Origin of the sequence: Nocardia sp. NBC_00565 (assembly GCF_036345915.1) — a bacterium.
Classification (GTDB): Bacteria; Actinomycetota; Actinomycetes; order Mycobacteriales; family Mycobacteriaceae; genus Nocardia.
The window spans coordinates 4,542,909-4,567,709 of record NZ_CP107785.1; the positions used below are offsets into that span (position 1 = coordinate 4,542,909).

Sequence of the window (24,801 nt, forward strand, 5' to 3'; positions counted from 1 at the left end):
CTAAAGCGTGTGATCTACATAACATCGAGAGGCCACCCCATGTCCGCATCCCCCGTCGCGGCGGCCGACTTGCCCAGCGAGCAGGACGCGGCCGACGCCGCCCAGCTCGCAGCGCTCGGATACCGTCAGCGACTCACTCGCGCCCTTGGCCTTTGGTCGAACTTCGCGGTCGGATTCACCTATCTGTCGCCGCTGGTCGGCATCTACTCGGTCTTCAACTATGGACTCACACAGGGCGGGCCGTCCTTCTTCTGGACTATCCCACTGGTCCTGCTCGGTCAGGGGCTGGTGCTGCTGGTTTTCGCCGAAGTGGCCTCCCAGTACCCGATCGCCGGTGGCATCTACCAGTGGGCCAAGCGCCTGGTCGGCCCGCGTTACGCCTGGCTTTCCGGCTGGATGTACACGTGGGCTCTGCTGATAACCGTTTCCTCTGTCGCCTACCCGATCGCCACCTACGCCGGTCCACTGTTCGGCTATTCGGTCACCCACACCAGCACCGTCGCCACCGCGGTCATCGTGATCCTGGCCTGCGCGGCGATCAACCTCCTCGGTGTCCGCCGACTGGCTTTCGTGGCCAATATCGGAGTCGCCGCCGAGGTGCTCGGCACCGTCGGCCTCGGGTTGTATCTGCTGTGCTTCCACCACAAGCACGACGTCACCGTCGTCCTGCACAATTACGGCGCGGGTGGCAGCGCCGGCTACCTCGGCGCTTTCCTGGCATCCTGCCTGTTCGCGGTCTGGATCTTCTATGGCTTCGAGGCGTGCGGCGACATCGCCGAGGAGGTCAAGGATCCGTCCCGCAAGGTGCCGCGCGCCATGGGGTTGACGCTGGGGGTCGGCGCGATCGCCACCGTGGTGCTTACGCTAGGCCTGATCGTGGCTGTGCCCGACTTCGGTGCGGTCATTTCGGGCGACAGCGCCGATCCACTGGGTGAGGTCCTCGACGACGCCCTCGGCGGCGTGGGCAGCAAAGTCGCCTTGGCGCTGATCGTGGTCGGCTTCGTCTCCTGCACCCTGGCCATCCAGGCCGCCGCGACCCGTTTGGTCTACTCCTTCGGTCGCGACGGAGTCATTTTCGGTGCCAAAAAGCTGTCCACACTGCACCCGACGTTCCATATGCCGCCGGGTGCGATCGCAGTGACCGCGATCATCCCCGCCGCGATCGCCTTCCTGCCTTCTGCCACGGTGACCCGCATCATTACCTTTGCGGTGGTAGGCATCTACATCGGCTTTCAGTCGGTCGTGCTGGCCGCTATCATCGGCCGAGCCCGTGGCTGGAAGCCATCCGGCGTGTTCCGCCTCGGCGCATTCGCGTGGCCGGTGAACATCGCAGCCTTGGTCTACGGGGTCACCGCCATCGTCGTCCTGTCGGTGAAGACTCCCGCGACCGGCACGTCGTTCTTCGACCACTGGATGGTACCGACTTCGGTCGCCGTGATCGCCGTCGTCGGGCTGTCGTACCTGTTGATCATGCGCCCCAAGGAGCGAGTCCAGGAGGAGGACCGCGCTGCCTAGCGACCTGTGTCGCTAGGTGACGAGCAGGGCGATCTGGGTGTCGCCGCATCGGCGGAGGCTGGTGCCGTCCCCGGTGGCGGGTTGCGCTCCGGCGGCCCACCACCCGGGGATGTCGGGGTTGCGCACCAGGGAGCCGGTGGCTTGGCGAGCGTTGGTCGAAACAATCACCCGCCCTTGGTTGTTGATCAGCGCCGCTCGCCCGCCGAGCCCACGCAGATGGGGCATCACCACGCGTTCGACGTCACGCACCTGCACATCGGCGCCCACCACCCCAGCGAAGGCACCACCGCGGCGCACCGGCAGGGTAAAGGTGAGGGTGTAGTCATCGGTGCAGAGAAAGTCGACGTACGGTCCGGTTATCTGCCGTTGGCCGGTGTCGCGCGGCACCGTGAACCACGGCATGCGGGTGTAATCGAAGAACTTCTCGCTGGTCGGGTCGAGATCGGCGATCAATCGGTTGGGCGTCCCGTCGAACCGTTTCCACCACGCCAACTCGAACTGCCGGTCGACCAGGACTCCCGGTGCGGCTACGAATCCGGCGCCGACGATGAGCCCGCCGAGCGTGCTACACGCCAACGGCGCCAGCGCGTCGAGTGCGCGAGCACCGACGCCGGACGCGGATTCCAGCATATTCGCCACGGCAGCCGGCATCGGCCGCAACGCAAGGAAGATCTCTTCGACCAAGTCCGACACCGCGACGACGGTGTCGCCGCGGGCGTTACGCGCGTCAGCCAACTCGGACCTTCCCAATGCTATGGATGCGCGCATTTTACAGCGACAGCCTCAGGTCGGTGAGCCGGTCAACGGTGTCGAAAATGTGCTTCTCAGTCGCCGCGCGGGCGCGCTCGCCATCGTTGGCCGCGACCGCGGCAGTGATGGCGGCATGCGCCTGCGCCGCGCCTGGTCCGCCACCGTGCCCGATCGGCAACCACAGCAGGCCGCCGAACTCACCTTGCAGCTGCGCCTCCGCGTTCGTGAGCCGCGGCGACTGGGCGGCGGCGGCGATCTCCAGGTGGAACAGCCGTTCGGCTCTGGCGACCGCGGTGTCGGAGGCCGAGCGCAAATCGGCGGCGGCCAGTTCCAGCCGCGCCACGTCGTCAGGCGAGGCCCGGTCGGCGGCCAACCGAGCGGCGGTTCCGGCCACAGCTGCGTAGTGGTCGCCGAGGTCGCGCAGATCGGTCAGCGACACCGCCGCCAACCGGTCGTGCCAGGTCCGGGCCGAGTTGACCGGAGCGCGCACGAAACTGCCGCCGCCACGCCCGCGCCGAGTCTCGATCAGGCCCTGTTGGCGTAGCGCCATCAATGCTTCGCGAACGGTCACGGTGGCTACGCCGAACTGACCGGCAAGCTCGGTCTCACTGGGCAGCTGCTCGGCATCGACCAGCAATCCGAGGGTGATGGCATCAACCAGACGGGCGATCACAGTTTCTACCCGGCCGTTCTGATCCAGCGGCGCGAACATCGCGGATCGGACGTTGGGAGACATCGGACTGACCATCACACCTCCTGCGTCTGTTACGGCGAGATCAATAAATTCTGCCACATCAACCATTTTTCAACTGACATATGGTTTCATATGTTTTATGGATGAACTGCGACACTTCATCGACGGCGGGTTCGCCGAACCTGAAACCGGCGAATACGCCGACGTCATCGACCCCACCACGGGGCAGGCGTATTGCCGGGCCGCGGTGGGCGGACGCGCCGACGTGAACAGAGCCGCATCCGCCGCCGCATCCGCATTCGAGCAGTGGCGCGACGTCACGCCGGCCGTCCGGCAGCGGGCGCTGTTGAAGATCGCCGACGCCGTCGAGGCGCGCGCGGACGAACTGGTGCGCGTCGAATCGGCGAACACCGGAAAGCCACTGGCGCTCACCGCGACCGAGGAACTGCCCGCCGTCGTCGATCAACTGCGATTCTTCGCGGGCGCGGCGCGGATGCTGGACGGGCGTGCCGCGGGTGAATACCTGGCCGGGCACACCTCGTTCGTACGACGTGAGCCCATCGGCGTGTGCGCGCAAGTCACGCCGTGGAACTACCCATTGATGATGGCGGTATGGAAGATCGCGCCCGCGATGGCCGCAGGCAATACGGTCGTGCTCAAGCCTGCCGACACCACCCCGGCGTCCACGCTGCTGCTGGCCGAGATCTGCGCCGAATACCTGCCGGACGGCGTGTTCAATGTGGTCTGCGGTGACCGTGCTACCGGCGGCCTCCTGGTCGAACACCCGATCCCCGCGATGGTGTCCATCACCGGATCCGTGCGGGCGGGCGTCGAGGTCGCCCGCACCGCCGCTCACGACGTCAAACGAGTCCATCTCGAACTCGGCGGCAAAGCACCGGTGCTGGTGTTCGCCGACGCCGACCTCGCCGCCGCGGCTGCGGGCATCGCGATGGCCGGGTTCTTCAATGGCGGCCAGGATTGCACCGCCGCGACCAGAGTGCTGGTGGCAGACGAGGTACACGACGTCTTCGTCGCACTCCTCACGGCGGCGGCCGAGGCCACCACCACCGGCCTGCCGGACGACCCGGACGTGTCCTACGGGCCGTTGAACAGCGCGGCCCAATTGGCTGCGGTGGCCGGATACATCGATCGGCTGCCTGGCCACGCCACGGTGCACACCGGCGGAAAGGTGGCGCGCGACACCGGTTACTTCTACGCCCCGACCGTGATCTCCGGTGTTCGCCAGGACGACGAGATATCGCGGCAGGAAGTGTTCGGTCCGGTGATCACCGTGCAGCGGTTCAACACCGAAGCCGACGGGCTGGCCGCGGCGAACCACTCGAACTACGGCCTGGCGTCCTCGGTGTGGACGACCGATCACGTGCGCGCGATGCGGCTGTCCGCCCGGCTCGACTACGGCTGCGTGTGGATCAACACCCACATCCCGCTAGTGGCCGAAATGCCGCACGGCGGATTCAAGAAATCGGGCTACGGCAAGGACCTATCGCTCTACGGCCTCGAGGACTACACGCGCCTCAAACACGTCATGACCGCGCTCTAGCGAACGGAGAAACCCCTTGTCACCCAACCTGGCCGAGGAACGGCCCACCCGCGAATCCGCGCGGACCGAGTCGAGCGCCGATGTCGAATCCGGCCCCGCGATCCGATTGCACGGCTTGGGCAAGTCGTTCGGCTCGGTCAACGCGGTCAACGGCATCGACTTGGAGATCGCGCCCGGCGAGTTCTTTTCCATGCTCGGCCCGTCCGGTTCGGGCAAGACCACCGTGCTGCGGATGATCGCCGGATTCGAACTGCCCAGCCGCGGGTCGATCGAACTCGACGGGATCGACGTGAGCCGACGGGCACCGTTCGAACGCGACGTCAACACCGTATTTCAGGACTACGCACTGTTCCCGCACATGACCGTGCTGCGCAATGTCGAATACGGCCTGCGGGTCAAGCGGGTCCCCAGGCAAGAACGTCGTACCCGCGCGCTCGAGGCACTGGACACCGTCCGGCTGTTGGAATTCGCCGAGCGCAATCCCGATCAACTCTCCGGCGGTCAGCGCCAGCGGGTCGCGTTGGCCAGGGCCCTGGTCAACCGCCCCAAGGTGCTGTTGCTGGACGAGCCGCTGGCCGCACTGGATCTGAAGCTGCGGCGGGAGATGCAGATCGAACTCAAAGCGTTGCAGCGGCTCGTCGGCATCACCTTCATCCTGGTCACCCACGATCAGGAAGAAGCACTGACCATGAGCGACCGGATCGCGGTGTTCCACGCCGGCCGTATCGAGCAATGCGGCACCCCGGTCGAGATATACGAGCACCCCAGGACTGCCTTCGTCGCGGGCTTCGTCGGCACCGCCAATCTGCTCAGCGGCACGGCGGCGGAGGCGGTGCTCGGCACGGCGGGCGTGTACAGCGTTCGTGCGGAAAGGATTCGGCTGGACACCGATCTCGGCACGGCCGCCTCGGTCGGCACCATCAGCGCTACCGGTGCGGTCACCGACGTCCAGTACGGCGGCGCGAGTACCAGCTATCGGGTCTGCCTCGACGCGGGTGGACAGCTGACGGTGGTGCGGCCCAGCGGCGACACGGCACCGGCGGCTGTCGGCAGCCGTGTCCGATTGAGCTGGCGGGCCGAAGACAGCGTTTGTATTCCCGATAACTGACAAATATTTGATGAGGAGCACCACCATGTCCAGGAAAGCCACCCTCGCCGGTTTGTTCTGCGCGGTACTGACGGTTGCCGCGTGCGGCACCCAATCCACGAACTCGACCGGAGTGTTCAGCCCGCCGAAACTCGACGCTCCGACGAAGCTCGGCGCGGCCGAAGGCGCGCTGAACGTGCTCGCTTGGCCGGGATACGCCGAGAACGGCTCCAACGACTCGGCCATCAACTGGGTCGGTCCCTTCGAAGCCCAAACCGGCTGCAAGGTCAATGTCAAAACGTTCGGCACCTCCGATGAGGCGGTGAACCTGATGGGAACCGGCCAATACGATGTCGTCTCGGCATCGGGTGACGCGTCCCTGCGGCTGATAGCGTCCGGCGATGTCGCACCGGTGAATACCGCGCTGGTGCCGAACTACGCCGACACCTTCGACTACCTGAAGAACCGCCCCTGGAACTCCGTCAACGGCGTCGCCTACGGCATCCCGCACGGCTGGGGCGCGAACCTGCTGGCCTGGCGTGGCGACAAGGTGACTCCGGCACCGACTTCATGGTCGGTGATGTTCGACGCGAAGTCACCGTACAAGGGCAAGATCACCCCATACGACTCACCGATCTACATCGCCGACGCCGCTGTGTACCTCATGGCGCACAAACCGGATCTGGGGATCACGAACCCCTACGCGTTGGATGACAAGCAGTTCCAGGCCGCGGTCGATTTGCTGAAGCAGCAACGGAGCAACGTATCGGAATACTGGTCGGACTATTTGAAGGAAAGCCAGGCCTTCAATAGCGGCGACTCACTCGTCGGCACCGCATGGCAGGTGACCGTCAACACCGCAAAAAGCCAGGGCGTCGATGTCAACGCGGTCCTGCCGAGCGAAGGCGCTACCGGCTGGTCGGACACCTGGATGGTCGGAACCAAATCGCCGCACCAGACCTGCGCGTACCAGTGGATGAACTACATCGTCAGTCCGAAGGTCAACGCCCAGGTCGCAGAATACTTCGGGGAGGCGCCCGCGAACTCGAAAGCGTGCGCGGAAACCACAGACGCGCACTTCTGCGACACCTACCACGCCGCGGATGCCGCGTATGCGGGCAAGATCAGCTATTGGACCACGCCGATAGCCCAGTGCTTGGACGGTCGCACCGACGTGACCTGCGCCGACTACAGCAAGTGGACGCGGGCCTGGACCGAGATCAAGGGCTGAAACCCGATGAGCATACCCACGGCGGTCTCGAGTTTCTTCTACCGCAAGCCCCGAATCCGGCTCGGCCTGCTGCTGTCGGGCCCCATGGCCTGGCTCGGTGTGGCCTACCTGGCCGCGCTGGCCGCATTGTTCGTGACCGCGTTCTGGCGGGCCGACAGCTTCACCGGCAAGGTGATCATCGACTGGTCGATGGACAACTTCCGCACGCTGTTCACCGACAAGGTGTACCGCGCGGTCACCATGCGCACCATCGGGATCGCCGTGGGTGTCACCGTGCTCGACGCCATCATCGCTTTCCCGATGGCGCTGTACATGGCCAAGGTCGCCTCGCCGCGGGCCCGGCGCATGCTGGTGATCGCGGTCATGACCCCGCTGTGGGCAAGCTACCTGGTCAAGGTGTACTCCTGGCGAGTCATGCTGTCCGGCAACGGCGTTATGCATTGGCTGCTGTCGCCGTTCGGCTTGGATACTCCCGGCTACGGGCTGTTCGCCACCACACTCACTTTGGCGTATCTGTGGTTGCCATACATGATTCTGCCCATCTACGCGGGTCTCGAGCGCCTGCCCGACTCGCTGCTGGACGCGTCGAGCGATCTGGGCGGGCGATCGTGGCACACCATCCGTTCGGTCGTTGCCCCGATGGTGTTGCCGTCCGTCGTAGCAGGCTCGATCTTCACGTTCTCGCTAACTCTGGGCGACTACATCACGGTGAAAATCGTTGGTGGGCCGAGCCAGATGCTGGGCAACGTTGTCTACGACAACATCGGCGCAGCGGGCAACCTGCCCTTCGCGGCGACCGTGGCCTGCATACCGGTGGCGCTGATCTTGGTCTATCTGGCCGCCGTGCGCCGCACCGGCGCGCTGGACAACCTCTGAGTGCGCCGAACCAATCGCCCTCGACCACACGGACACTCGGAGCAGTGATGCGCGCATCCAAACCAACCCGATACTTTCTCTTGGCCTTCACCGTCCTCGGCCTCGCCCTGATCTACGCGCCGCTGGCGCTGATCGTGCTGAACTCCTTCAACTCCGACGCCACCTTCGGCTGGCCCCCCTCGGCTCCGACATTGCGCTGGTGGGGACGCGTGCTCGGCGACCACGGCGCATTGCAGGCGTTGGGGACCAGCGTGCTCGTCGGACTGATCGCCGCCGCCATCGCGCTGATGTTCGGCACCATGGCCGCATTCGCTTTGGCGCGCTATCGCTTCTTCGGACGCGACGCGGTGTCGCTGCTGATCATCCTGCCGATCGCACTGCCTGGCATTGTCACCGGCATCGCATTGAACAATGCGTTCCGCACGATCTTGGGGATCGACCTCGGCGTACTCACCGCGATCATCGCCCACGCGACCTTCTGCATCGTGGTGGTGTTCAACAACGTGGTGGCGCGGCTGCGGCGGCTCGGTTCCGGACTCGAGGAGGCCTCGGCCGACCTCGGTGCCCGCGGAGCGACGACATTTCGCCTGGTCACGTTCCCGATGCTCCGTTCGGCGTTACTCGCCGGTGGCCTGCTGGCGTTCGCCTTGTCATTCGACGAGATCATCGTCACCACCTTCACCCTCGGTGCGGGCCACCAAACCCTGCCGATCTGGATTCTGGACAACCTGTTCCGGCCGAACCAGGCGCCGGTGGTGAATGTGGTCGCCGCCGTTCTGATCGTGGTCTCGATAGTCCCGGTCTACCTGGCGCAACGACTCGCCGGAGACACGGCGTCCAGCGGACGTCTCTAGCCAGGGGCTGGTCGCGGATCCAATCGGTCATACCGGGGTCATTGCTGGCTTTCCACGTGTTGTGGCCTGCCACGACACCCCACCAGCCTTCAGATCTGCCACAACGTTTTGCGGCTGATCTCGCCAGTATGGTTGATACGCAACATATCCCGGAGCTCCGACAGGCTCACGCCGACCATGGCCAACCCAGGTCGCGGGGCAGCACCGAGCACGCATCTTCGGATCCGCCTTAGCCCGCCTGCCCCCCGCTCCATTTTGGACACCGTTGGCGAATTCGGTTGGGGCGTAGGTAGTTCGGCAGGATCGACACCGGTATTTCGGGCAGGTATGGTTGCGGCAGCTTCCGGCGGTGGAGTTGCTGCGTTCCCGACCCGGCACGTCTGGGGGTGGTCGGCGGATTCGGTTGCGCCGCAGTATCTCTGGTGTGATCAGCGCTCCATCGCATCCAGCCGCTCGGCGATCGGAGGATGGCTGCCGAACCAGCGGGCACGCACGGCGAGCAATCCAGTGACCGGCGGGCGGTCTCGCAACCACTCGCGTAGCGCGGCCGCGAGATCGCGTCCGTATCCGAGGTCGACCGCTATCCGGTCGGCGGCGAATTCCTCACGGCGGCTGCGTGTCGCGTTGGCGAGTGGTTCGATGGCGAACAGCGCGGACAGCAGCAGCGCGACCGGCAAGCCCGTCGTGGGCGCCAGTGCAACGGGTAGAAGGGCCAGCAAGGCCACCACGACCACGAACCGGACCAGGATTGCGGTAACACCGAGAACGTTCGCCAGCCGTCCCGCCGCCGCCGCGATCCGCTGCACGATCCTCGTGGGTATCGAGCACCAGGTGTCGAGTAGTCGTAAGCGCTGGTCGGCGTGTAGGTGATGGCCGAGTTCGTGGGCGAGTACGGCCTCCAACTGGCGTGATTCCAGCGCGGCGATCGCCCAACTGGTGACCGCGACGACGCGGGTCGGCGCGGCATAGGCGTTCATGAACGCGGATTGCTGAACCCACAACGAATACGGCCACCCGTCCAGCCCGGGTGCGCGAGTGACCCTCGCCCATGCGGCGGAGAGGATTTCCGATTCCGCGGCAACCGGCCTGCGGAATCCGAACATCGTGGCCGACGACTGACGGTTCGGGGTGAACCATCCCGCGTCGAAGAGGATGACTCCGACCAACACCCACGCCCCCACCACCGCAGCCGTAAGCCACGGTCCGGTGTACATCTCGATGACGACCATGATGAGCACACTCAGCGCCACCGTCGGTAACGCGAGCAGCGCAGTCGCCGACCACGACAACGCAATCCGAAGTCGACGTCCGGGCGCCTCAGCGGAGCCGTCGCGCTGCGGCGAACCACGAAAAGGCCACATAGGCCTCCTCACTGCATCACCGGCCACTCCTGTCGGTCACTGCACCAAACCAACAGAGGGGCGATACCGATCATCGCCGTGCCGCTCGCATGACACGGTATCGCGGTGGCCCAGCGCGCGAGCTTTTGTCGGTGGATCGGGATGCGTTTACGGACAACCGATCAGCGGCTAGAAGAGTGCGTATCGTGCCCGACCACCGACCGTCCCTCACGGTGGATAGGGGCCGATCTCGGTGGTCCAGTCGGTCGCTGCGGTCGACATGGACTCGGTAGTGAGCCGACATGAAATGACGGCTGTCCGAGATCCTGCCCGAGGAGCGCCGCAATCCTTTTGCCGTCAAAGGCAATACGATCTCGCCAACCCCGGTCAGCCGACCTCGCGCGCCACGCCCGACATCCAATGACACCTGACTTGTCACACCGAGGCCGCTCTGCCCAACGGCCGGGACTGTCTGAAATCCGGTGGATCTGATCTCGGTCTGATGCGTCGGACCGCAGTTCGATGATGGAGGGGTAGTCCAGGTCGTACCAGTCGACGGTGGCGGGCGGGTCGATCCGGTACGCGCGGGCGCTCCGATGACGACGGCGTCGAATCCCTGCTCGAGCTGCTCGAGCAGCTCGGAGGCTTTCGGGCGACGTTTGCGCGACTGCCCCACGTCGAAGAATTCGGCGACTATCTCGCCATGCCGCTCAGTCAACGCTCGGGCTCTGGCTAGCTGCCAGTTCCGCGACGTCTCCGGATCCTGCTGATCTTCTGCCGCCGAGCGGGCTGGTTACGCGCGTTGGATCGGCACGCGCAGCCACTGCTGCCCCTACGATCCCCGCGGTGTTCTGCAACGCGGCGGCCACCACCGGCGTGCGGTTCTTCAGCAACGGAATCCATTTGTCGCCCTTGCGGCTGACCCCGCCACCGGCGATGAACAGGTCGGGCGAGATCGCGTTTTCGATGGCAACCAGCACCTTCGTCACCTCCGGGGCCCACCGCTTGTAGCTCCAGGCGCGCCTTTCCTTGACCGACGCGGCACCCCGACGCTCGGCCTCCATTCCGCCGACCTCGATGTGACCGAATTCAGTGTTGGGCAACAACACCCCGTTGTGGATCACCGCCGAACCGATGCCGGTGCCGAACGTCAGCAGCACAATGACGCCGTCGTTGTCCTTACCGGCACCGAACTCGACTTCGGCCAATCCCGCCGCGTCGGCGTCATTGAGCAGGGTCACCGGCTGTCCGCCGAGTTCGGCACTGATCACCTCCTGGGCGTTCACTCCGATCCAAGACTTGTCGAGGTGCGCGGCGGTACGGGCTACGCCGCCGGTGACCACACCCGGATAGGTGACGCCAAGCGGCGCGTCCCACTGGAAGTGCTTCACCACCTCGCGGATCGTGTCGGCGAGAGCCTCCGGAGTGGCCGGCCGCGGGGTCGGGAGTTTGAAGCGGTCGCCGATCAGCTGCCCGGTGCCGAGATCGACGACGCCGCCCTTCACGCCGGTACCGCCCACGTCGATGCCGAAGCCCCAGCGATGCGGCCTAGCCTGGCTCGGCTTTTCGGTGACCGAAGCGGTGGTATCGCTCATGGACACTCCAGTACGTGGCGGCGGTCAGAGGTCGGCTCGCTCCACAGATTCCGGGCTGGTCGTTACCGTGGGTTTCATCGAGTCCCCTGGTCACGAATCGGATATCGAGGCCGAGATTTCGGCGGGCTGCCCGTATTCCAACGAAAAGGGCGCAAAGGGTTCATTCACAACGGCACTGCCCGCTTCGGGCACCCCGCTGAACGGACACGGCGCATGTCAGGGACATACCCCAGTACTGATGGTGCACATAACATCAAGCATCTATTCTCTCCCCCGGGCCGGTATTCCTGCTACCTGTAAAAGCGGCCGGTCGCATTGCAGTTCGGCAGCGTATGTCAACACTGCAATACCCGCGGAACTGCGGGTAAAGCGTTCACGGTTACAGGACTCGGGTGCCACGAGCGCCAGCGCTCCGATCATCAACTCCGAATTGTTATCAGATGTGTCGACGGTTCAGTGTCGTAGTTGTTCAGGGCCCGGCGGTCCGTTGGGACCGCCGCTGTCCGCCGATAAGACCCGCATCCCTGTCATTCTCGGCGCTCAGCCTCCTGCCGAGAGCCCTACTACCGGAACCCCTACTTCTCGCGGCCGACGGCGGCGTATCCGGCAGCGGGCATCTTCGGTGCGGTCGAGGGATCCGCGGCGGGCAGCGGGGTAACCCCAGGCTGCGTCGGATCCACGCCCTCGGGACACCAGCGGCCGATCGGCACGATGCCCGGTTCGATCATTTCCAGCCTCGAGAAGAAGCGGGCGACCCCGGCATAGGTGCGTGCACCCATTTGTATGCTGCTGTGCTGGTAGCCGTGCACGGTGGCCTCGATGGTCTCGGGGTCGAGATCGGCGGTGAGCTGCGTAAAGCCGGTGTATGACTGGCTGTGCCCCTGTCATGCTTGCGGTATGGCGGCAGGGGCGGTCGAAACATTCGAGCGGCATCGGGCACGATTGTTCGGTCTGGCGTATCGAATGCTCGGTTCGGCGGCTGACGCCGAAGACATCGTCCAAGAGGCGTTCCTGCGGTGGCACAACACTGAACCCGGCTCGGTCGAGGTGCCATCGGCGTGGTTGGCCAAGGTTGCGATGAACCTTTGTCTGAACCGGCTCGACTCCGCACGCAGTCGCCGAGAGCGATACATCGGGTCGTCGTTGCCCGAGCCGGTGTTGACGCCGGACAGCGCGTCGGGGCCGTTGGATACCGTCGAGCAACGCGACACGGTGTCGTTGGTGTTCTTCGTGCTTGCCGAGCGGCTCACCCCGAGCGAACGAGCGGTGTTCGTACTGCGTGAGGCATTCGGCTACAGCCATCGTGAGGTGGCCGAGTTGATCGAGCTGATGGCCCGCCACGGAATCGCCGCGGTCGAGGAACAGTCGTGGACACGCCTGTGAACTCTGCCGATGTCATCGTGGTGGGTGGTGGCCCCACCGGCATGACGGCCGCCGGTGATCTCGCTCGCGCCGGACGGTTGGTGACCGTGCTGGAGCGATGGCCGCAGATCAACCCGACCAGCCGGGCATTCGCGACCATGGCTCGCACCCTGGAAGTCCTCGACGCCCGCGGTCTGGCCGAGGATCTACTCGCACAGGGCAGCACCACACCGGCGGTGAACCTGTTCGCGGGCGCGAAGGTCGATCTGACTCACCTGCCCTCGCGGTACCGCTGCGGGCTGATCACGCCGCAGACCAATGTCGACCAGGCCCTGGCCCGCTATGCCGAAACACAGGGAGCGGATATCCACCGCGGTGTCGAGGTCGTCGGCCTGGTGCAGGACCGCGACGGTGTCACGGTGACGACCCAGCACAAGGACGCACCGGCGGACACCGAGACAACCCGCTGGCGCGCACCGTATCTGGTGGCCGCCGACGGTGCCCACAGCACCATCCGAACCCTGCTCGGGGTGGAATTCGCGGGCAAGTCGGTGTTGTCCTCGGTGGTGCTGGCCGATGTGCTGCTCACCGATGGACCAGCAGGTGTGGCTTTGACGCTCGGCGACACCCGCGACTGCTTCGGATTCCTCGTCCCCTACGGCGACGGTTCCGGCTCCGGCTGGTACCGGTCGATGACCTGGGATCGCCGCAACCAGCTGCCCGACTCCGAGCCGGTGGACGAGCGCGAGGTGCAGGACGTGCTCACGCGGGCGATAGGACGTGATGTCGGCGTGGCCGAGATCAGCTGGCGTTCCCGCTTCCACTGCGATGAGCGCCAAATCCACGAATACCGTTCCGGACGTGTGTTTTTCGCAGGCGACGCCGCACACGTGCACTCTCCGATGGGCGGGCAGGGCATGAACACCGGCATCCAGGATGCCGCCAATCTGGCTTGGAAGCTGGACGCCGTCCTCGGCGGCGCGAACGACGCGGTGCTCGACACCTACCACGCCGAACGCCACCGTATCGGCCGCCGCGTCCTGCGGCAGAGCGGCGCGATGATGCGCGCGGTCACGGTGAAACCGCGCATCGCGCGCTGGATGCGGGACCGAATCGCCCCGAAAGTGCTTGGCTTCGGCCCGATCTCGGACGCGATCGCGGGCAGCTTCGCCGGAGTTACCCTGCGCTACCCGTCCGGCCGCGGCCAGTCCCCGCTGGTCGGAACCCGCGCCACGGAGACTCCCCTGCGGGGAGACCGGCTCACCGTGCTACAGCGGACACCCGGCTTCGTCCTCATCCGGGAACGCGGCACCGCCCCCGTCGCAACGAATCTCATCCAAGCCGAACGCACCGACACCGGCCCCGCCCTGCTGGTGCGTCCCGACGGCTACATCGCCTGGGCCGGACGCACCGCCGCCGACCACGGCTGGCGCGACACCCTAGCCTTCTGGACCCAAAAGAGTTGAACCCCAACCCCGTCGAAAGGAGCATTCCCGTGACCGTGACCGTGATCCAGATCGGCCTGCACCCCGACGTCATCGACTACACCTCCCCCGACTTCACCCAATTCCCCGGTCTGACCAAGGACGTCCTGTGCAAGGCCAACGACGACAATGTCGCCGGACTGCGCGCCGCCGGCTACGAGGTCGACAACTGCCTCATCGACCTCGGTGACGCCGGTGCCGAAAAGGCCCGAAAGTGGCTTGCGGCCAAGCACTATGACGCCGTGCTCATCGGTGCCGGTGTCCGCCTGGTCGCCAGCAACACGGTGCTCTTCGAAGCGATCGTCAACGCCGCTCACACCCTGCAGCCCGGCTGCCGATTTGTTTTCAACCAACGGTGTTTCCGGCGTTGTTTCTCAATAGGTTTGGGCGCCGGTCTGGTGTCGATGACCATCGAGTGATGTGCTGGGTGGGTTATCGTTCGGCGAGCGCGGCTTCGGTATCCGTGAACACCACCTGGTTGAACTTCTCTTCCTCGAATGCGGCCTTTTGTTGAGCCCGTTCCGATTGTTGAAGTGCTCGACCATTTCCGGATCGACGACAGTCAGCAGTCCGAGCCCCCGCTGCACATCGCAGCACCGAAATCCGCAAGAACCGGAGCGTACCTGAATCCGGGGGCAACCGCGGATGAGCCTTGAACTGGTACTGGTGATTTCAACAATCGTCAGCGCGGTCGCCGGGCGATCATCGGTGTCCGACAGCGGGCGGGTCGCCAACCGCAATCAGATCGCCGCACGCCGACTGGGCTGGCGAGGATTCCGCCAGCGATAACATCTCACCGATTCGGCGTCAACAGCACCAGCGGGATCTCACGGGAGGTCTTGCGCTGATAGCCGGCGTAGCCGTCGTACGCCGCGACGACCCTGGGCCACAACGCCGCGCGTTCTTCCACGGTGGCCACACGAGCCGCCATCGGTTGCTTGGGACCACTCTGCAGCGCCACCTCGACATCGGGATGGTCACGCAGGTTCAGAAACCACGCGGGATGGGTGGGATCACCACCGCGCGAGGCCACGATCACGATCATCTCGCCATCGATGACCGGCGCGGTCAGCATGACCTTCCGCGGCTCACCGGATTTGCGACCGATCGTGGTGAGCTCGAGGGTCGGCATCCCCACGATCGTCCTGCCCAACCTCCCGCCGCTTACTTTGAGCAGGGCACGGTGAATGGCGTTTTGGATCTTCAACTGAGCATCACTCGGCATGGTGCGCAACCTACCCGTTCGCAGCCATGTAAGCGTCGCGGTCCGCGGCGAGCAATCGAACAAGCTCCGCACGAACGAGCGTCGCTTTTTCGGTCGGAGGTATATCCGGACCGCTGCCAAAGTCCGGCTGACCTGACCCCATGATTTCGGTCCAAGCTAGGAGGACATCCGCCCTGACCAGGCATCGACGCGTGCCACCACAGATACCTCAGCCAACTGGAGGGGCACCACGGTGCGCATCGAACCCGGGCCGATTCGGACTGTGCTGTCCTGCCTGTCGAGGGACCGCGAACAACCCCACAAAGACGGCAGCGAGAATTCCTACTGCCCACCACAGCGTGCGCCCGAACGTGCGGGAGAAATTCTCCGCGTTGGCCTTTTCGCCTGCGTCGCTGAGGATTTCGGTTACCCGATCAGGCCTTCCAGGCTGGGTGGCCTGCCCCTGGATGCCCCGGCAGCTTATGGGCGTCTCGGTGGGGTTGGTGCTGGCCGATCTGTCCTGCATACAAACTCGGAAGCCGGAGATGGTCCGCGCCTGCGCCTGCTCGTCCAGGCCCGCCGCGGCGAGTTCGGTGCGAACACGGGGTACGACCGTGTCGACACCGCGATCGGAACCGCTGTCGAGCTGGGTGAAGAAGATCACGCCGACTAGCGCGACGCCGAGCGCGACGCCGAGTTGCTGAGCGGTGTTCAGCAGGCCGGACGCCGAACCCGCATCGTCCTTGGGGACCGCAGCCAGCACGAAGTCGACGGTCGGCGAGACGATCAGGCCGAAGCCAAGTCCCGAAATGGCAAGCGGTGCAATCAACTGCCACGATGTGATCGCCGGGCCATACCGCCCAGCGGCCCACACGCAGCTGGCGAAGCCCGTCGCGTTGAGTAGTGCTCCGGCCATCAGCACTCGCCGCCCGTACCGGGGTACGAGCACCTCCACGGATATGCCTGCCGCCGCGGCAGCGCCGACGGCGAAGGCGCCAGAGGTCAGACCGGCCCGCAGTGGCGACCAGCCGAGGCCGAGTTGCATGTAGAGCGTCCAGATGAGGAAGAATCCGCCGAGCGCGATCCAGAAGATCAGCCAGAGCACGCTGCCGATCGTGAACGATCGCGCCCGAAACAATCCGAGAACGACCAGCGGTGAACCGATCGTCCGGGCGCGTCGGTGTTCGTAGACCACAAGGACCGCAAGCACTGCGACCGCACCGGCCATCATCGCGAAAGTCCATGCGGGCCACCCGAATCGACGACCCTCCGTGAGCGGGTAGACCAGCATCGCGATCGCGGCCGTGACGAGCCCGGCGCCGACGAGGTCGAGCTTCGGAGTGGTCGCGGACTTCGATTCGCGCATCACGAACAGGCCCGCGGCGATAGCGCCGATACCGACCGGGACATTGACCAGAAAGATCGGCCGCCAGTCGAGGCCGAACACATTCCAGTCGACGAGGACACCACCGACGGTTGGCCCGACGACCGCCGCCGATCCGACGATGGCGCCGAAGATGCCGAACACCCTTCCCCGCTCGTTGAGCGGGAAGGTGACGTGGATGATCGCGAGGATCTGCGGCACCATCAGTCCGGCGGTGCCTCCCTGAAGAAACCGCGAGACGATGAGCATGCCTGGGCTGCAGGCGATGCCGCACAGCGCCGAGGCGATGGTGAACCCGGCGACTCCGGTCAGGAACAACCGGCGGCGGCCGTAGATATCGCCGAGCCTGCCACTGGTGATGAGGACGACGGCGAACGCCAGCACGTATCCTGCGACGATCCATTCGAGCTGCGCATACTGCGCCTGAAGGTCGCGTTGGATGCTCGGTATCGCGACGTTGACGATGGTGGTGTCGAGCAGGTCCATGAACCCCGCGACGAGGACGATGACGAGCGCGATCCAGCGTCTGCGATCCAGCGGCGTCGAAGGCTGCTGGGATACCGGCGCGCTCGCGACGGCCTGGCGGACGTCGCGAGGCTCCGAATCGCGAATCGACGGCTGCACCGTGTCGACCTGCCAGCTGGTCGACGAAGCGGCTGCGGCCCTTTCGGTGACAGTACGACTCCACTGCCACACCATCTATGACCCTCCCATCGTTGAAAGTGCTGTAGCCCAGATGGTTTCGGTCATGGCCGAGCGTCGGCCGACGTCGGCTTCCGCATGGTCGCGAGGCTCATCAGGGACGGGTTGAAGTGCCCCACCGCCGCACCGCCGCCGGGGACGGCACGGCCGACGGATTGCAGGTAGTCGACCAGGCCGGTAGCGCCACCGGTCCAACCCTGCGGTGTGAACCATTGCACCGCTTGGGTTTTGCGATCGTTGTAGATGAGCCCAGCCCAGCGTGCGCCCTCACCGCCGCGGTCGTAGCTGTCGGGAGTGGACGGCGTGGTCATGGCGGAGTAGACGCCCGAATCGATCGTGGCCATTTCCTCGATGCCAAGCCAGCTGCCGGGGGCGGACAGTGCGTTCAGGGTGTCGAACAGTTGATCTTGGGCGTCGGGGGTGAGGTAGATGACGAGACCTTCGACCAGCCATGCTGTCGGTAGCGATGGGTCGAAGCCGTTGTCGCGCAGGGCAGTTGCCCAGTCGTCGCGCAGATCGACGGCGACTTCATGACGTTCGGCGGTCGTCGTCGCGCCGGCGTCGTCGAGCACGGCGCGTTTGAATTCGAGTACCGACTGGCGGTCGAGTTCGTAGATGATCGTGCCGTCCGGCCAGGGCAGGCGGTACGCGCGGGAGTCGAGTCCGGCGGCGAGGACGACGACTTGACGCACGCCCGCCTCGGTGGCGGAGCGCAGATAGTCGTCGAAGTACCGGGTGCGTCCAGCTTGGAAAGCTTGAAACAGCGATCCGAAGTCGGCCGAGCGCAGCGGATGTTGCTTCGTCAGTTCCGGGTCGGCGGTGAACAGCTCGGCCCATTCGTCGCCTGCGGCGCGACAGAACACTTCGGCGAACTCGTCGACGGCCAAGGCCTGCGGCTGCCGAGCTGCTAGGCCGCGGGCTGCCGCGACGAACAGCGCCGTGGCGCCGACGCTCGTCTTGATGTCCCAGGAATCGTTGTCGTTGCGCGTGATGCTCACTTTTTCTCCAATCAGGGTCGGGTCACTCGTGCGATGGGCGGGGGATGTTGTTGTAGGCGGCGAGGAACTCGTCATGGCGTTCCACCGGGACCGTGATCAAAAGAACGACGCGACCCGTTGCTGTGGTCGGCGGCCAGGACCTGCTCGAGGCTGTAGCCGTGCAGCGCGAGCCCGTAAATGCAGAAACCTTCGAGAAACCACTGCAGTCTGCGGATGAGGGTGAGCGGCACGGTGAAGGTCGATGGGCGGGGGCCGGATGAGTCCAGGTCGGCGGATTCGACGGGCGTGTCGGGTGGGGCGTTCGCGGTCACGGGAGTTCTCCTTCCGGCGCCGGCGTTGCGGTGTTCGTGGGCGAGGGGGCGTGTGCGGTGCTGGAGTGCGCGACGATGTGGATGTCGCGGCGGACTCGCCCCGCCCAGTACGGACGCATCGGGGTGGTGGTCTGCCGGTGGATCGGGGCGTCTTCCCAGGCGAGGAACGCGTCTTCGTCGGTCCATTCCGACAGCAGGATGTAGTGGTCGTCGTCGGCGCACGGCCGTAGCAACTCGTCCCGAATATGGCCTGGCGTACCCGCTACCTGCGCAGTGACCTGCGCATATGCGGCTTCGAATGCTGCTTCCTCCCCCGCCCGTATGCGGGCTCGGACCATCACTCGCGCGGTCATGCGATCACCTCGCCGATGCCTACCGTGCTCAGTTGCATGTCGATGCTGGTGCGGACGGCACGCAACGCAGCGGTGGCGGCGTCCTGTTTGCGGCTGCGTTCGAAGGCATGGAAGCAGCCCTCGTCAGTCCAGTCGCTGGTGACGACGAAAGTGCACACGTCCGGGTCCGCGGATACGGCTCGGGTGATGCGCTGCTGGAGGAAGCCCGGGGACTGTGCGGCCAGGGTGAACACCGGCCGCAGGCCCTCGAGCAGGCGGGCAGCGTCGCGTCTGGCGACGGTCATGGTAATGGTGGCGCGCAAGGCGGTCATCGTCAGATTCCTCCGTCGACGTTGAGACAGATACCGTTGACGAACTGCGCGAGTTCGCTGGCGAGGAACAGCACGGCGCCGGCGACGTCGCCAGGGCGGCCGAGACGGCCGAGGGCCGCCAGCGCTGCGTAGCGCTGTTTCTGAGCTTCGGCCAGACCGATGATCTGGTCGGTTTCGATGATTCCCGGGGCGACGGTGTTGACGCGGATGCCCTGTGGCCCCAATTCCTTGCACAGCGAGCGAGTCAGGCCGTGCACGCCGGCTTTGGACGCGGTGTAGTGCGTCCGGTTGGGCATTCCGACATTCGCGACGGCGGAGGAGATGTTGATGATCGACGCGGACGTGCCGAGGCGAGGCAGCAGCGCGCGCACCATCAGGTACATCCCGGTCAAATTGGTGTCGACGACGCGGTGCCATTCCGCCGGATCCATCTTCAGCAGTGGCGTATTCGACACGACCCCTGCGTTGTTGACGACGATGTCGACGGTGGCCGGGGCAGTCTCGACTATGGCGGCGACTTCCGCGGGGTCGGCGACGTTCGCGAAGCACACGCGGCCGGGCGCGGTGGCCTTGTCCAGTTCGCGTGCGAGGTCGGCGGCGGCGGCGCTGGGTTTGCTGCCGATCGCTGTCACTTGCGCGCCTTGCGCGGCCAACGCGCGCACGATGCCCAGGCCGATGCCGCGGGTACCGCCGGTGACGATCGCGGTCTTGCCGGTCAGTCGCAGGTTCAGCTGCGCCTGCTGCCCGGCTGGGGGGTTGTCGGTTGTCGGATGCTCGTGCTGGCGCACAGCAGCGCATCCGAGCCGGCTGGCGCGGGTGTTCTCGTAGTCGTTCATTGTCGGACTCCTTGGGGTCGGCGCAGAATCAACGCACTGTTGAAGCCGTCGTATCCGCGTGCGGCGACGGCGGCGACATGGACGGCCGCTCGTTGTGGAGCAGCGATGAAATCGAGTTCGCATCCCGGGGCCGGGTTGACCAACGCCCCGAACGCGGGCAGGGTTTGCTCCCGCATTGCCAGCACGGCGGTTGCAACGTCGAGCGCGGAACTGCCGTGGGCGGCTCTGCCCAGCAGTCCTTTCTGACCGGTGACCGGTACCCCGTCTGGGAAGACGGTGCGGATCGCGTTGGCTTCGGCCCGGTCGGCAGCTGGCACGCCGGCTGAGTCGGCGAACAGGACATCTGTTTGCCCCGGCGAGGTCTGTGCACGATGCAGTGCTCCTCGTAATGCAGCGGCAAGGTATTTCGATGGCTGCTCGCCGGTCACGTCGCCGCAGGGCTGGGAGGTACGTCCGTCGTGGTTGGCGGCATACCCTGCGACCTCCGCGTACACGTACGGTGCGCCGCGCCGCAGTGCGTGCTGCTCTTCTTCCACAACGAAGATGGCACCGCCTTCGGCGGGGACATATCCGGCGGCATCGGCATCGAAGGGGAGATATCCGCGTGCGGGGTCCTTCCGCCGGCTCAGCCATCCGCTGCGCTGCATGCACGCAAGCGCGTAGGGGCCCAGTGGCGCCTCGGTGCCGCCGGCCAGGACGACGTCGGTTCCGCGACGGATAGCGCGAGCTGCGTATCCGAGGCTGTCCAGGCCGCCCGCTGCTTCGGCGACGAGCACGCTCGATGGACCTTTCATCTGATGCAGAATCGAGGTTTGCCCAACGCTTGCCGCATAGAACCAGGCGATCGATTGATAGGTGCCGACGGTCCGTTTCTCTCCTGACCACAGCCGCTGCAGCTCCCGCTGGCCGAAGTGATTTCCGCCCGACGAGCTCGCCAACGCGACCGACATCCGGTACGGATCCAGGCTGGACGGATCGAGCTGCGCATCCGCCAAGGCCTGCGTTGTCGCCGCCATCGACATCCACGTCCACCGGTCGGTCTGCACGATCAGACGGCGGTCCATGTGCTGTTCCGGCACGAAGTCGCGGACCTCTCCGGCCAGCGTGGTCGAATACCCGGAGGCGTCGAAGTGGGTGATCGGTGCGATCCGGTTCTCACCCGCCACGACGGTCTTCCAGTGCTCGCTCGCCGACGTGCCGCTCGGGGCGACAACACCTATCCCGGTGATCACCGCTCGTCGGGTCATCGCAATTCCTCCGGACGGGTGAAGACCATCGCGGACTGGAAACCGCCGAACCCACTGCCGACCGACAACGCCGTATCGACGGTGGCGTTGCGCGCGATGTTCGGGACATAGTCCAGGTCGCACTCAGGGTCTCGGTTACTCCAGTTGGCGGTCGGAGGTATTACGCCGGTGTCGATCGCCAACGCGCAGGCCGCCATTTCGATAGAGCCGATCGCTCCGAGCGAATGCCCGACCATCGACTTGATCGAGCTGATCGGCACCTCGTACGCGGCCGCACCGAGCGCCTTCTTGAAGGCGGCCGTTTCATGGCGGTCATTTTGCTTCGTGCCCGAGCCGTGGGCGCTGATGTATCCGATCGCGTCGGGATCGAGCCGGGCTTGGTCCATCGCGGCCCTGATGGCAATGCTCATCTCGAGCCCGTCCGGGCGGAGTCCGGTCATGTGGTAGCCGTTGCAGCGCGAGGCATACCCGCCGATCTCGCAGTAGATGTGGGCACCCCGATCCAGGGCATGTTCGAGCTTCTCCAACATCAGCACCGCCGAACCTTCCCCGAGCACGAATCCGGCCCGCGTCATATCGAAGGGTCGGGACGCGTGCGCGGGATCGTCGTTGTCATCGGTGGTCGCCCGGATCGCGTCGAACGCCGCGACGGAGATCGGTGAGATAGGCGCGTCCGATGCGCCGGCAAGAACGAAGTCGGCGTCACCGTCTTCGATCATGTGCAGTCCGTAACCGATCGAGTCGATCCCGGATGTGCAGCCCGTCGAGATGACCGCTGCCGGACCGTGTAACTCGAACAACGCCGAAACCTCGGCGGCCATGCTGCTGGGGATGAGGGCCTGATACATGTGCGGCTGCGTGGAGCCCTCGTCGACCAGCCATTCCCGGCCACCGTCACTGGCGATGACGTACTCGTTCTCCAGGGTGATGGTCGCTCCGACCGCCGAGCCCAGCGACACTCCGAACACGTCACGCGCGGCGTCGGACAACTCCAGACCGCTGTCCTGCATCGCCTCGCGGGCGGCAACGAGGGCGAACTGGGTCATCCGATCACAGCGGCGCGCCTGCCTGGGCGACAACCCGTATGCCTGCGGATCGAAATCACATTCCGCCGCCACCTGGGAGCGAAACCCCGTCGGATCAAAGGAACTGATCCGACGGGTCGCTGTTCGCCCGGACGACAAACAGTCCCAGAACGACCTGCGTCCGATTCCGCCTGGAGCGACGACCCCGATCCCCGTCACGGCGACTCGGGTCATCGCGCTCTCTCCGCTGTCACGGGGGCACGCTCCGACGGTTCGGTGTCCACGTGGCCGAGTTCGGGTCGTGGGGCGAGTGGTCCGAGATGGAAGACGACGCTCGCGGTCTCGGTCCCGACATTGCGCAACCGGTGCCGGACACCGATCGGGATGAACAGTCCCTGCCCCGCTGCCACCGACCACTCCTCATCGTCGAGGTCGACGGCGAGTTCCCCCTGTACGCAGAACAGAAACTCCTCCGAATACGGGTGGTAGTGCTCGGCGATGCGCTCGCCCGCCTCCAACGTGGCAACGCCGGTGAACCCGGACGTGCTGCCGACGGTTTTCGGGCTCAGCACAGTCCTGATTTCACCTCCCCGGCGGCGGTCAGCGGGAAGGTCGGAAGCATCGACGCGGCCGGGTCGAATGCTCGGCACGGTGACAGATTCGCTCGATAGGTGATGCGGCGGTGTAGCTTGGGCGTCGGGTGCCAGGGTGTGGCGCCGTTCGACCTTTTCCTTGATGAGCTGCATCTGGATCACGCTGTTGGTATTGATTCGGTCGGTCATGCCAGCGTCGTCGAGCGGTGCATTCGGTCGCATGTGAAAGTCCTGGACCCAGGTCATTCGGGTGCCCGCTCCGGACTCGGCATAGTGCCAGCGGATGCGCATGTACTCGAACGGTCCGGTCTCCACGCGATGTGCGTGAACGGTTCGGTTGATCGGATCAACGGTTCGCTCGCTGACCCAGCTCCATACTCGACCCGCCTCGTCCGGGTGCATCGTGAGCCGGAATCGGACGGTGTCGCCGTGCTGTGCGAGAACGTCGACGGCGGCGTATTCGGAGAACAGCTCCGGCCAGCTTCGCACGTCGTTGGTCGAGTTCCACACCACGTCGAGGGGGGCATCGATGTGGATCGTGTTTTCTGTGTGTCCGGACATCACGCGACCTCCACGTTCACTGTGCGCTCGACGTACCGGACCAATTCGGCACCGGTCATGTTGATTAGCTGAGCGGGCAACCTGACGTCGAAGTCGCGTTCCACAACACTCTGGATCTCGAAGACGGCAAGCGAATCTACGCCGAGTTCTGCCATTGTCGAACTGTCTACCGACTGCAACTCGTGCGGGCTGATATCGACCCCGACATGCGTTTCCAGGATCGCGCGGAGGGTTTCGATGGTGAATGTTGCGGACACTTACTTCTCCTCATTCCATTTTGTGTCGACATCCGACGCCGATCGGTTCGGAATTTCCAGCGTGGGACCGGTTTGCGGTGTCCAGCTGTAGAACATATGGGCGCGCGCATCCGCCGGGGATTTCCATGTCGCGAGGTAGGGTGAAATGAATTCACCCAGCCGGGAGCTCACGCGCGCGAACTCCGGATGCTGCTGGGCCGTACCGATTGCGGCCGCGCCGGGTTCCGCAGTCTCCAGCAAGTGCACATAGAGATCACCCAGGACGTAGAGTTCTCGCCGGGCGACGCCCGCGATCTCCGGCAGATCTGTCGCGTCGGATTCGGCGAAGATCTCGCCAACGCGGGCAGCAGCGTGCGGAAGTATTCGAGCGACGATCAACGAACGATTCATTTCACGACCCCACGCCTACCGAAAACGACTTGCTCGGGCATACGCGCCATTGCGGCGCAGTTGCTACAACATTGAATTAACATAGAGCTTCTCCTATCCAGATTCATGGGAAAATGGGCTCGACGCCGGACTGCATCGGGGCGTGCCATGAACTTTATTGGCGAAGCAGGGCGGTAATCCACACCCCTTGATGTGCCTGTACAGCACCTCGGGGTTGGGATAAATAACACCAAGGTGGCACCGGACGGTGGGACAATATTTCGACGACTTTCGTAGCAAC

General features: G+C 65.2%; 24 protein-coding genes and 2 pseudogenes. 9 read left to right on the forward strand and 17 right to left on the reverse strand.

Annotated features, from left to right (window positions below; translation table 11 throughout):
* Positions 1–39 precede the first annotated feature (39 nt).
* Positions 40–1,515, forward strand: a complete 1,476-nt coding sequence (locus OG874_RS21790) for an amino acid permease (protein WP_330256959.1) — start codon at positions 40–42, stop codon at positions 1,513–1,515.
* 12 nt (positions 1,516–1,527) lie between these two features.
* Here OG874_RS21790 and OG874_RS21795 read toward each other — a convergent pair whose 3' ends face one another.
* Positions 1,528–2,250 carry a PDC sensor domain-containing protein gene (locus OG874_RS21795; RefSeq protein WP_330256960.1) on the reverse strand — a complete coding sequence of 241 codons (723 nt, stop codon included), beginning with the start codon at positions 2,248–2,250 and terminating at the stop codon, positions 1,528–1,530.
* 34 nt (positions 2,251–2,284) lie between these two features.
* Positions 2,285–3,001, reverse strand: a complete 717-nt coding sequence (locus OG874_RS21800) for a FadR/GntR family transcriptional regulator (protein ID WP_330256961.1) — start codon at positions 2,999–3,001, stop codon at positions 2,285–2,287.
* A gap of 97 nt (positions 3,002–3,098) precedes the next feature.
* Here OG874_RS21800 and OG874_RS21805 point away from each other — a divergent pair, with 97 nt between their 5' ends.
* Genes OG874_RS21805 through OG874_RS21825 form a run of 5 tightly spaced genes read left to right on the forward strand, consistent with a single transcriptional unit; the run spans position 3,099 to position 8,568 of the window.
* Positions 3,099–4,520: a gamma-aminobutyraldehyde dehydrogenase gene (locus tag OG874_RS21805; protein ID WP_330256962.1), complete on the forward strand. Its 1,422-nt coding sequence runs from the start codon at positions 3,099–3,101 to the stop codon at positions 4,518–4,520.
* A gap of 16 nt (positions 4,521–4,536) precedes the next feature.
* On the forward strand, positions 4,537–5,628 hold the full coding sequence (locus OG874_RS21810) for an ABC transporter ATP-binding protein (RefSeq protein WP_330256963.1): 1,092 nt from the start codon (positions 4,537–4,539) through the stop codon (positions 5,626–5,628).
* Between the two features lie 25 nt (positions 5,629–5,653).
* A complete protein-coding gene (locus OG874_RS21815) occupies positions 5,654–6,838 on the forward strand; it encodes an ABC transporter substrate-binding protein (RefSeq protein WP_330256964.1) in 1,185 nt (394 codons plus the stop codon).
* Positions 6,839–6,844: 6 nt separating this feature from the next.
* On the forward strand, positions 6,845–7,714 hold the full coding sequence (locus OG874_RS21820) for an ABC transporter permease (protein WP_330256965.1): 870 nt from the start codon (positions 6,845–6,847) through the stop codon (positions 7,712–7,714).
* A 47-nt stretch (positions 7,715–7,761) separates the two neighbouring features.
* On the forward strand, positions 7,762–8,568 hold the full coding sequence (locus OG874_RS21825) for an ABC transporter permease (RefSeq protein WP_330256966.1): 807 nt from the start codon (positions 7,762–7,764) through the stop codon (positions 8,566–8,568).
* Between the two features lie 428 nt (positions 8,569–8,996).
* Here the strand turns inward: OG874_RS21825 and OG874_RS21830 are convergent, their stop codons facing one another.
* The 3 genes and pseudogenes from OG874_RS21830 to OG874_RS21840 form a co-directional block, all read right to left on the reverse strand.
* A complete protein-coding gene (locus OG874_RS21830; protein ID WP_330256967.1) occupies positions 8,997–9,929 on the reverse strand; it encodes a M48 family metalloprotease in 933 nt (310 codons plus the stop codon).
* Between the two features lie 779 nt (positions 9,930–10,708).
* Positions 10,709–11,503: pseudogene (gene ppgK, locus OG874_RS21835) on the reverse strand (polyphosphate--glucose phosphotransferase); the annotation flags it as partial.
* A 575-nt stretch (positions 11,504–12,078) separates the two neighbouring features.
* A pseudogene (locus tag OG874_RS21840) lies at positions 12,079–12,360 on the reverse strand (SAM-dependent methyltransferase); the annotation flags it as partial.
* A gap of 40 nt (positions 12,361–12,400) precedes the next feature.
* Here OG874_RS21840 and OG874_RS21845 point away from each other — a divergent pair.
* The 3 genes from OG874_RS21845 to OG874_RS21855 are packed head-to-tail and all read left to right on the forward strand — an operon-like array spanning position 12,401 to position 14,768.
* Positions 12,401–12,886: a sigma-70 family RNA polymerase sigma factor gene (locus OG874_RS21845; RefSeq protein ID WP_330256968.1), complete on the forward strand. Its 486-nt coding sequence runs from the start codon at positions 12,401–12,403 to the stop codon at positions 12,884–12,886.
* Complete coding sequence (locus tag OG874_RS21850; RefSeq protein ID WP_330256969.1) at positions 12,871–14,331, forward strand: FAD-dependent oxidoreductase; 1,461 nt, start codon at positions 12,871–12,873, stop codon at positions 14,329–14,331. Before OG874_RS21845 ends, OG874_RS21850 begins: the two co-directional genes overlap by 16 nt.
* 29 nt (positions 14,332–14,360) lie before the next feature.
* Entirely contained in the window at positions 14,361–14,768 is a 408-nt protein-coding gene (locus OG874_RS21855; protein WP_330256970.1) for a hypothetical protein, read from the forward strand.
* 374 nt (positions 14,769–15,142) lie between these two features.
* Here OG874_RS21855 and OG874_RS21860 read toward each other — a convergent pair whose 3' ends face one another.
* The 12 genes from OG874_RS21860 to OG874_RS21915 all read right to left on the reverse strand — a co-directional run bounded on the left by OG874_RS21860 (position 15,143) and on the right by OG874_RS21915 (position 24,521).
* Positions 15,143–15,574, reverse strand: coding sequence for a nitroreductase family deazaflavin-dependent oxidoreductase (locus OG874_RS21860; RefSeq protein WP_330256971.1), 432 nt, complete (start codon positions 15,572–15,574; stop codon positions 15,143–15,145).
* Between the two features lie 208 nt (positions 15,575–15,782).
* Positions 15,783–17,636: an MFS transporter gene (locus tag OG874_RS21865; protein WP_330256972.1), complete on the reverse strand. Its 1,854-nt coding sequence runs from the start codon at positions 17,634–17,636 to the stop codon at positions 15,783–15,785.
* Positions 17,637–17,683: 47 nt separating this feature from the next.
* Positions 17,684–18,631 carry a class I SAM-dependent methyltransferase gene (locus OG874_RS21870; protein ID WP_442943416.1) on the reverse strand — a complete coding sequence of 316 codons (948 nt, stop codon included), beginning with the start codon at positions 18,629–18,631 and terminating at the stop codon, positions 17,684–17,686.
* Positions 18,632–18,708: 77 nt separating this feature from the next.
* On the reverse strand, positions 18,709–18,948 hold the full coding sequence (locus tag OG874_RS21875; protein WP_330256974.1) for a hypothetical protein: 240 nt from the start codon (positions 18,946–18,948) through the stop codon (positions 18,709–18,711).
* Positions 18,945–19,301, reverse strand: coding sequence for an antibiotic biosynthesis monooxygenase family protein (locus OG874_RS21880; protein ID WP_330256975.1), 357 nt, complete (start codon positions 19,299–19,301; stop codon positions 18,945–18,947). Before OG874_RS21880 ends, OG874_RS21875 begins: the two co-directional genes overlap by 4 nt.
* Positions 19,298–19,612 (reverse strand): hypothetical protein, encoded by a 315-nt coding sequence (locus OG874_RS21885; RefSeq protein ID WP_330256976.1) that lies wholly within the window; start codon positions 19,610–19,612, stop codon positions 19,298–19,300. Before OG874_RS21885 ends, OG874_RS21880 begins: the two co-directional genes overlap by 4 nt.
* Before the next feature lie 2 nt (positions 19,613–19,614).
* Positions 19,615–20,448, reverse strand: coding sequence for an SDR family NAD(P)-dependent oxidoreductase (locus OG874_RS21890; RefSeq protein WP_330256977.1), 834 nt, complete (start codon positions 20,446–20,448; stop codon positions 19,615–19,617).
* Positions 20,445–21,695: a beta-ketoacyl synthase N-terminal-like domain-containing protein gene (locus tag OG874_RS21895; protein ID WP_330256978.1), complete on the reverse strand. Its 1,251-nt coding sequence runs from the start codon at positions 21,693–21,695 to the stop codon at positions 20,445–20,447. Before OG874_RS21895 ends, OG874_RS21890 begins: the two co-directional genes overlap by 4 nt.
* Positions 21,692–22,954 (reverse strand): beta-ketoacyl-[acyl-carrier-protein] synthase family protein, encoded by a 1,263-nt coding sequence (locus OG874_RS21900; protein ID WP_330256979.1) that lies wholly within the window; start codon positions 22,952–22,954, stop codon positions 21,692–21,694. Before OG874_RS21900 ends, OG874_RS21895 begins: the two co-directional genes overlap by 4 nt.
* A complete protein-coding gene (locus OG874_RS21905) occupies positions 22,951–23,874 on the reverse strand; it encodes a cupin domain-containing protein (RefSeq protein ID WP_330256980.1) in 924 nt (307 codons plus the stop codon). Before OG874_RS21905 ends, OG874_RS21900 begins: the two co-directional genes overlap by 4 nt.
* Positions 23,874–24,131, reverse strand: coding sequence for an acyl carrier protein (locus OG874_RS21910; RefSeq protein ID WP_330256981.1), 258 nt, complete (start codon positions 24,129–24,131; stop codon positions 23,874–23,876). The genes OG874_RS21905 and OG874_RS21910 overlap by 1 nt, the downstream gene beginning before the upstream one ends.
* On the reverse strand, positions 24,132–24,521 hold the full coding sequence (locus tag OG874_RS21915) for a TcmI family type II polyketide cyclase (RefSeq protein ID WP_330256982.1): 390 nt from the start codon (positions 24,519–24,521) through the stop codon (positions 24,132–24,134). It lies immediately after the preceding gene.
* Positions 24,522–24,801 lie beyond the last annotated feature (280 nt).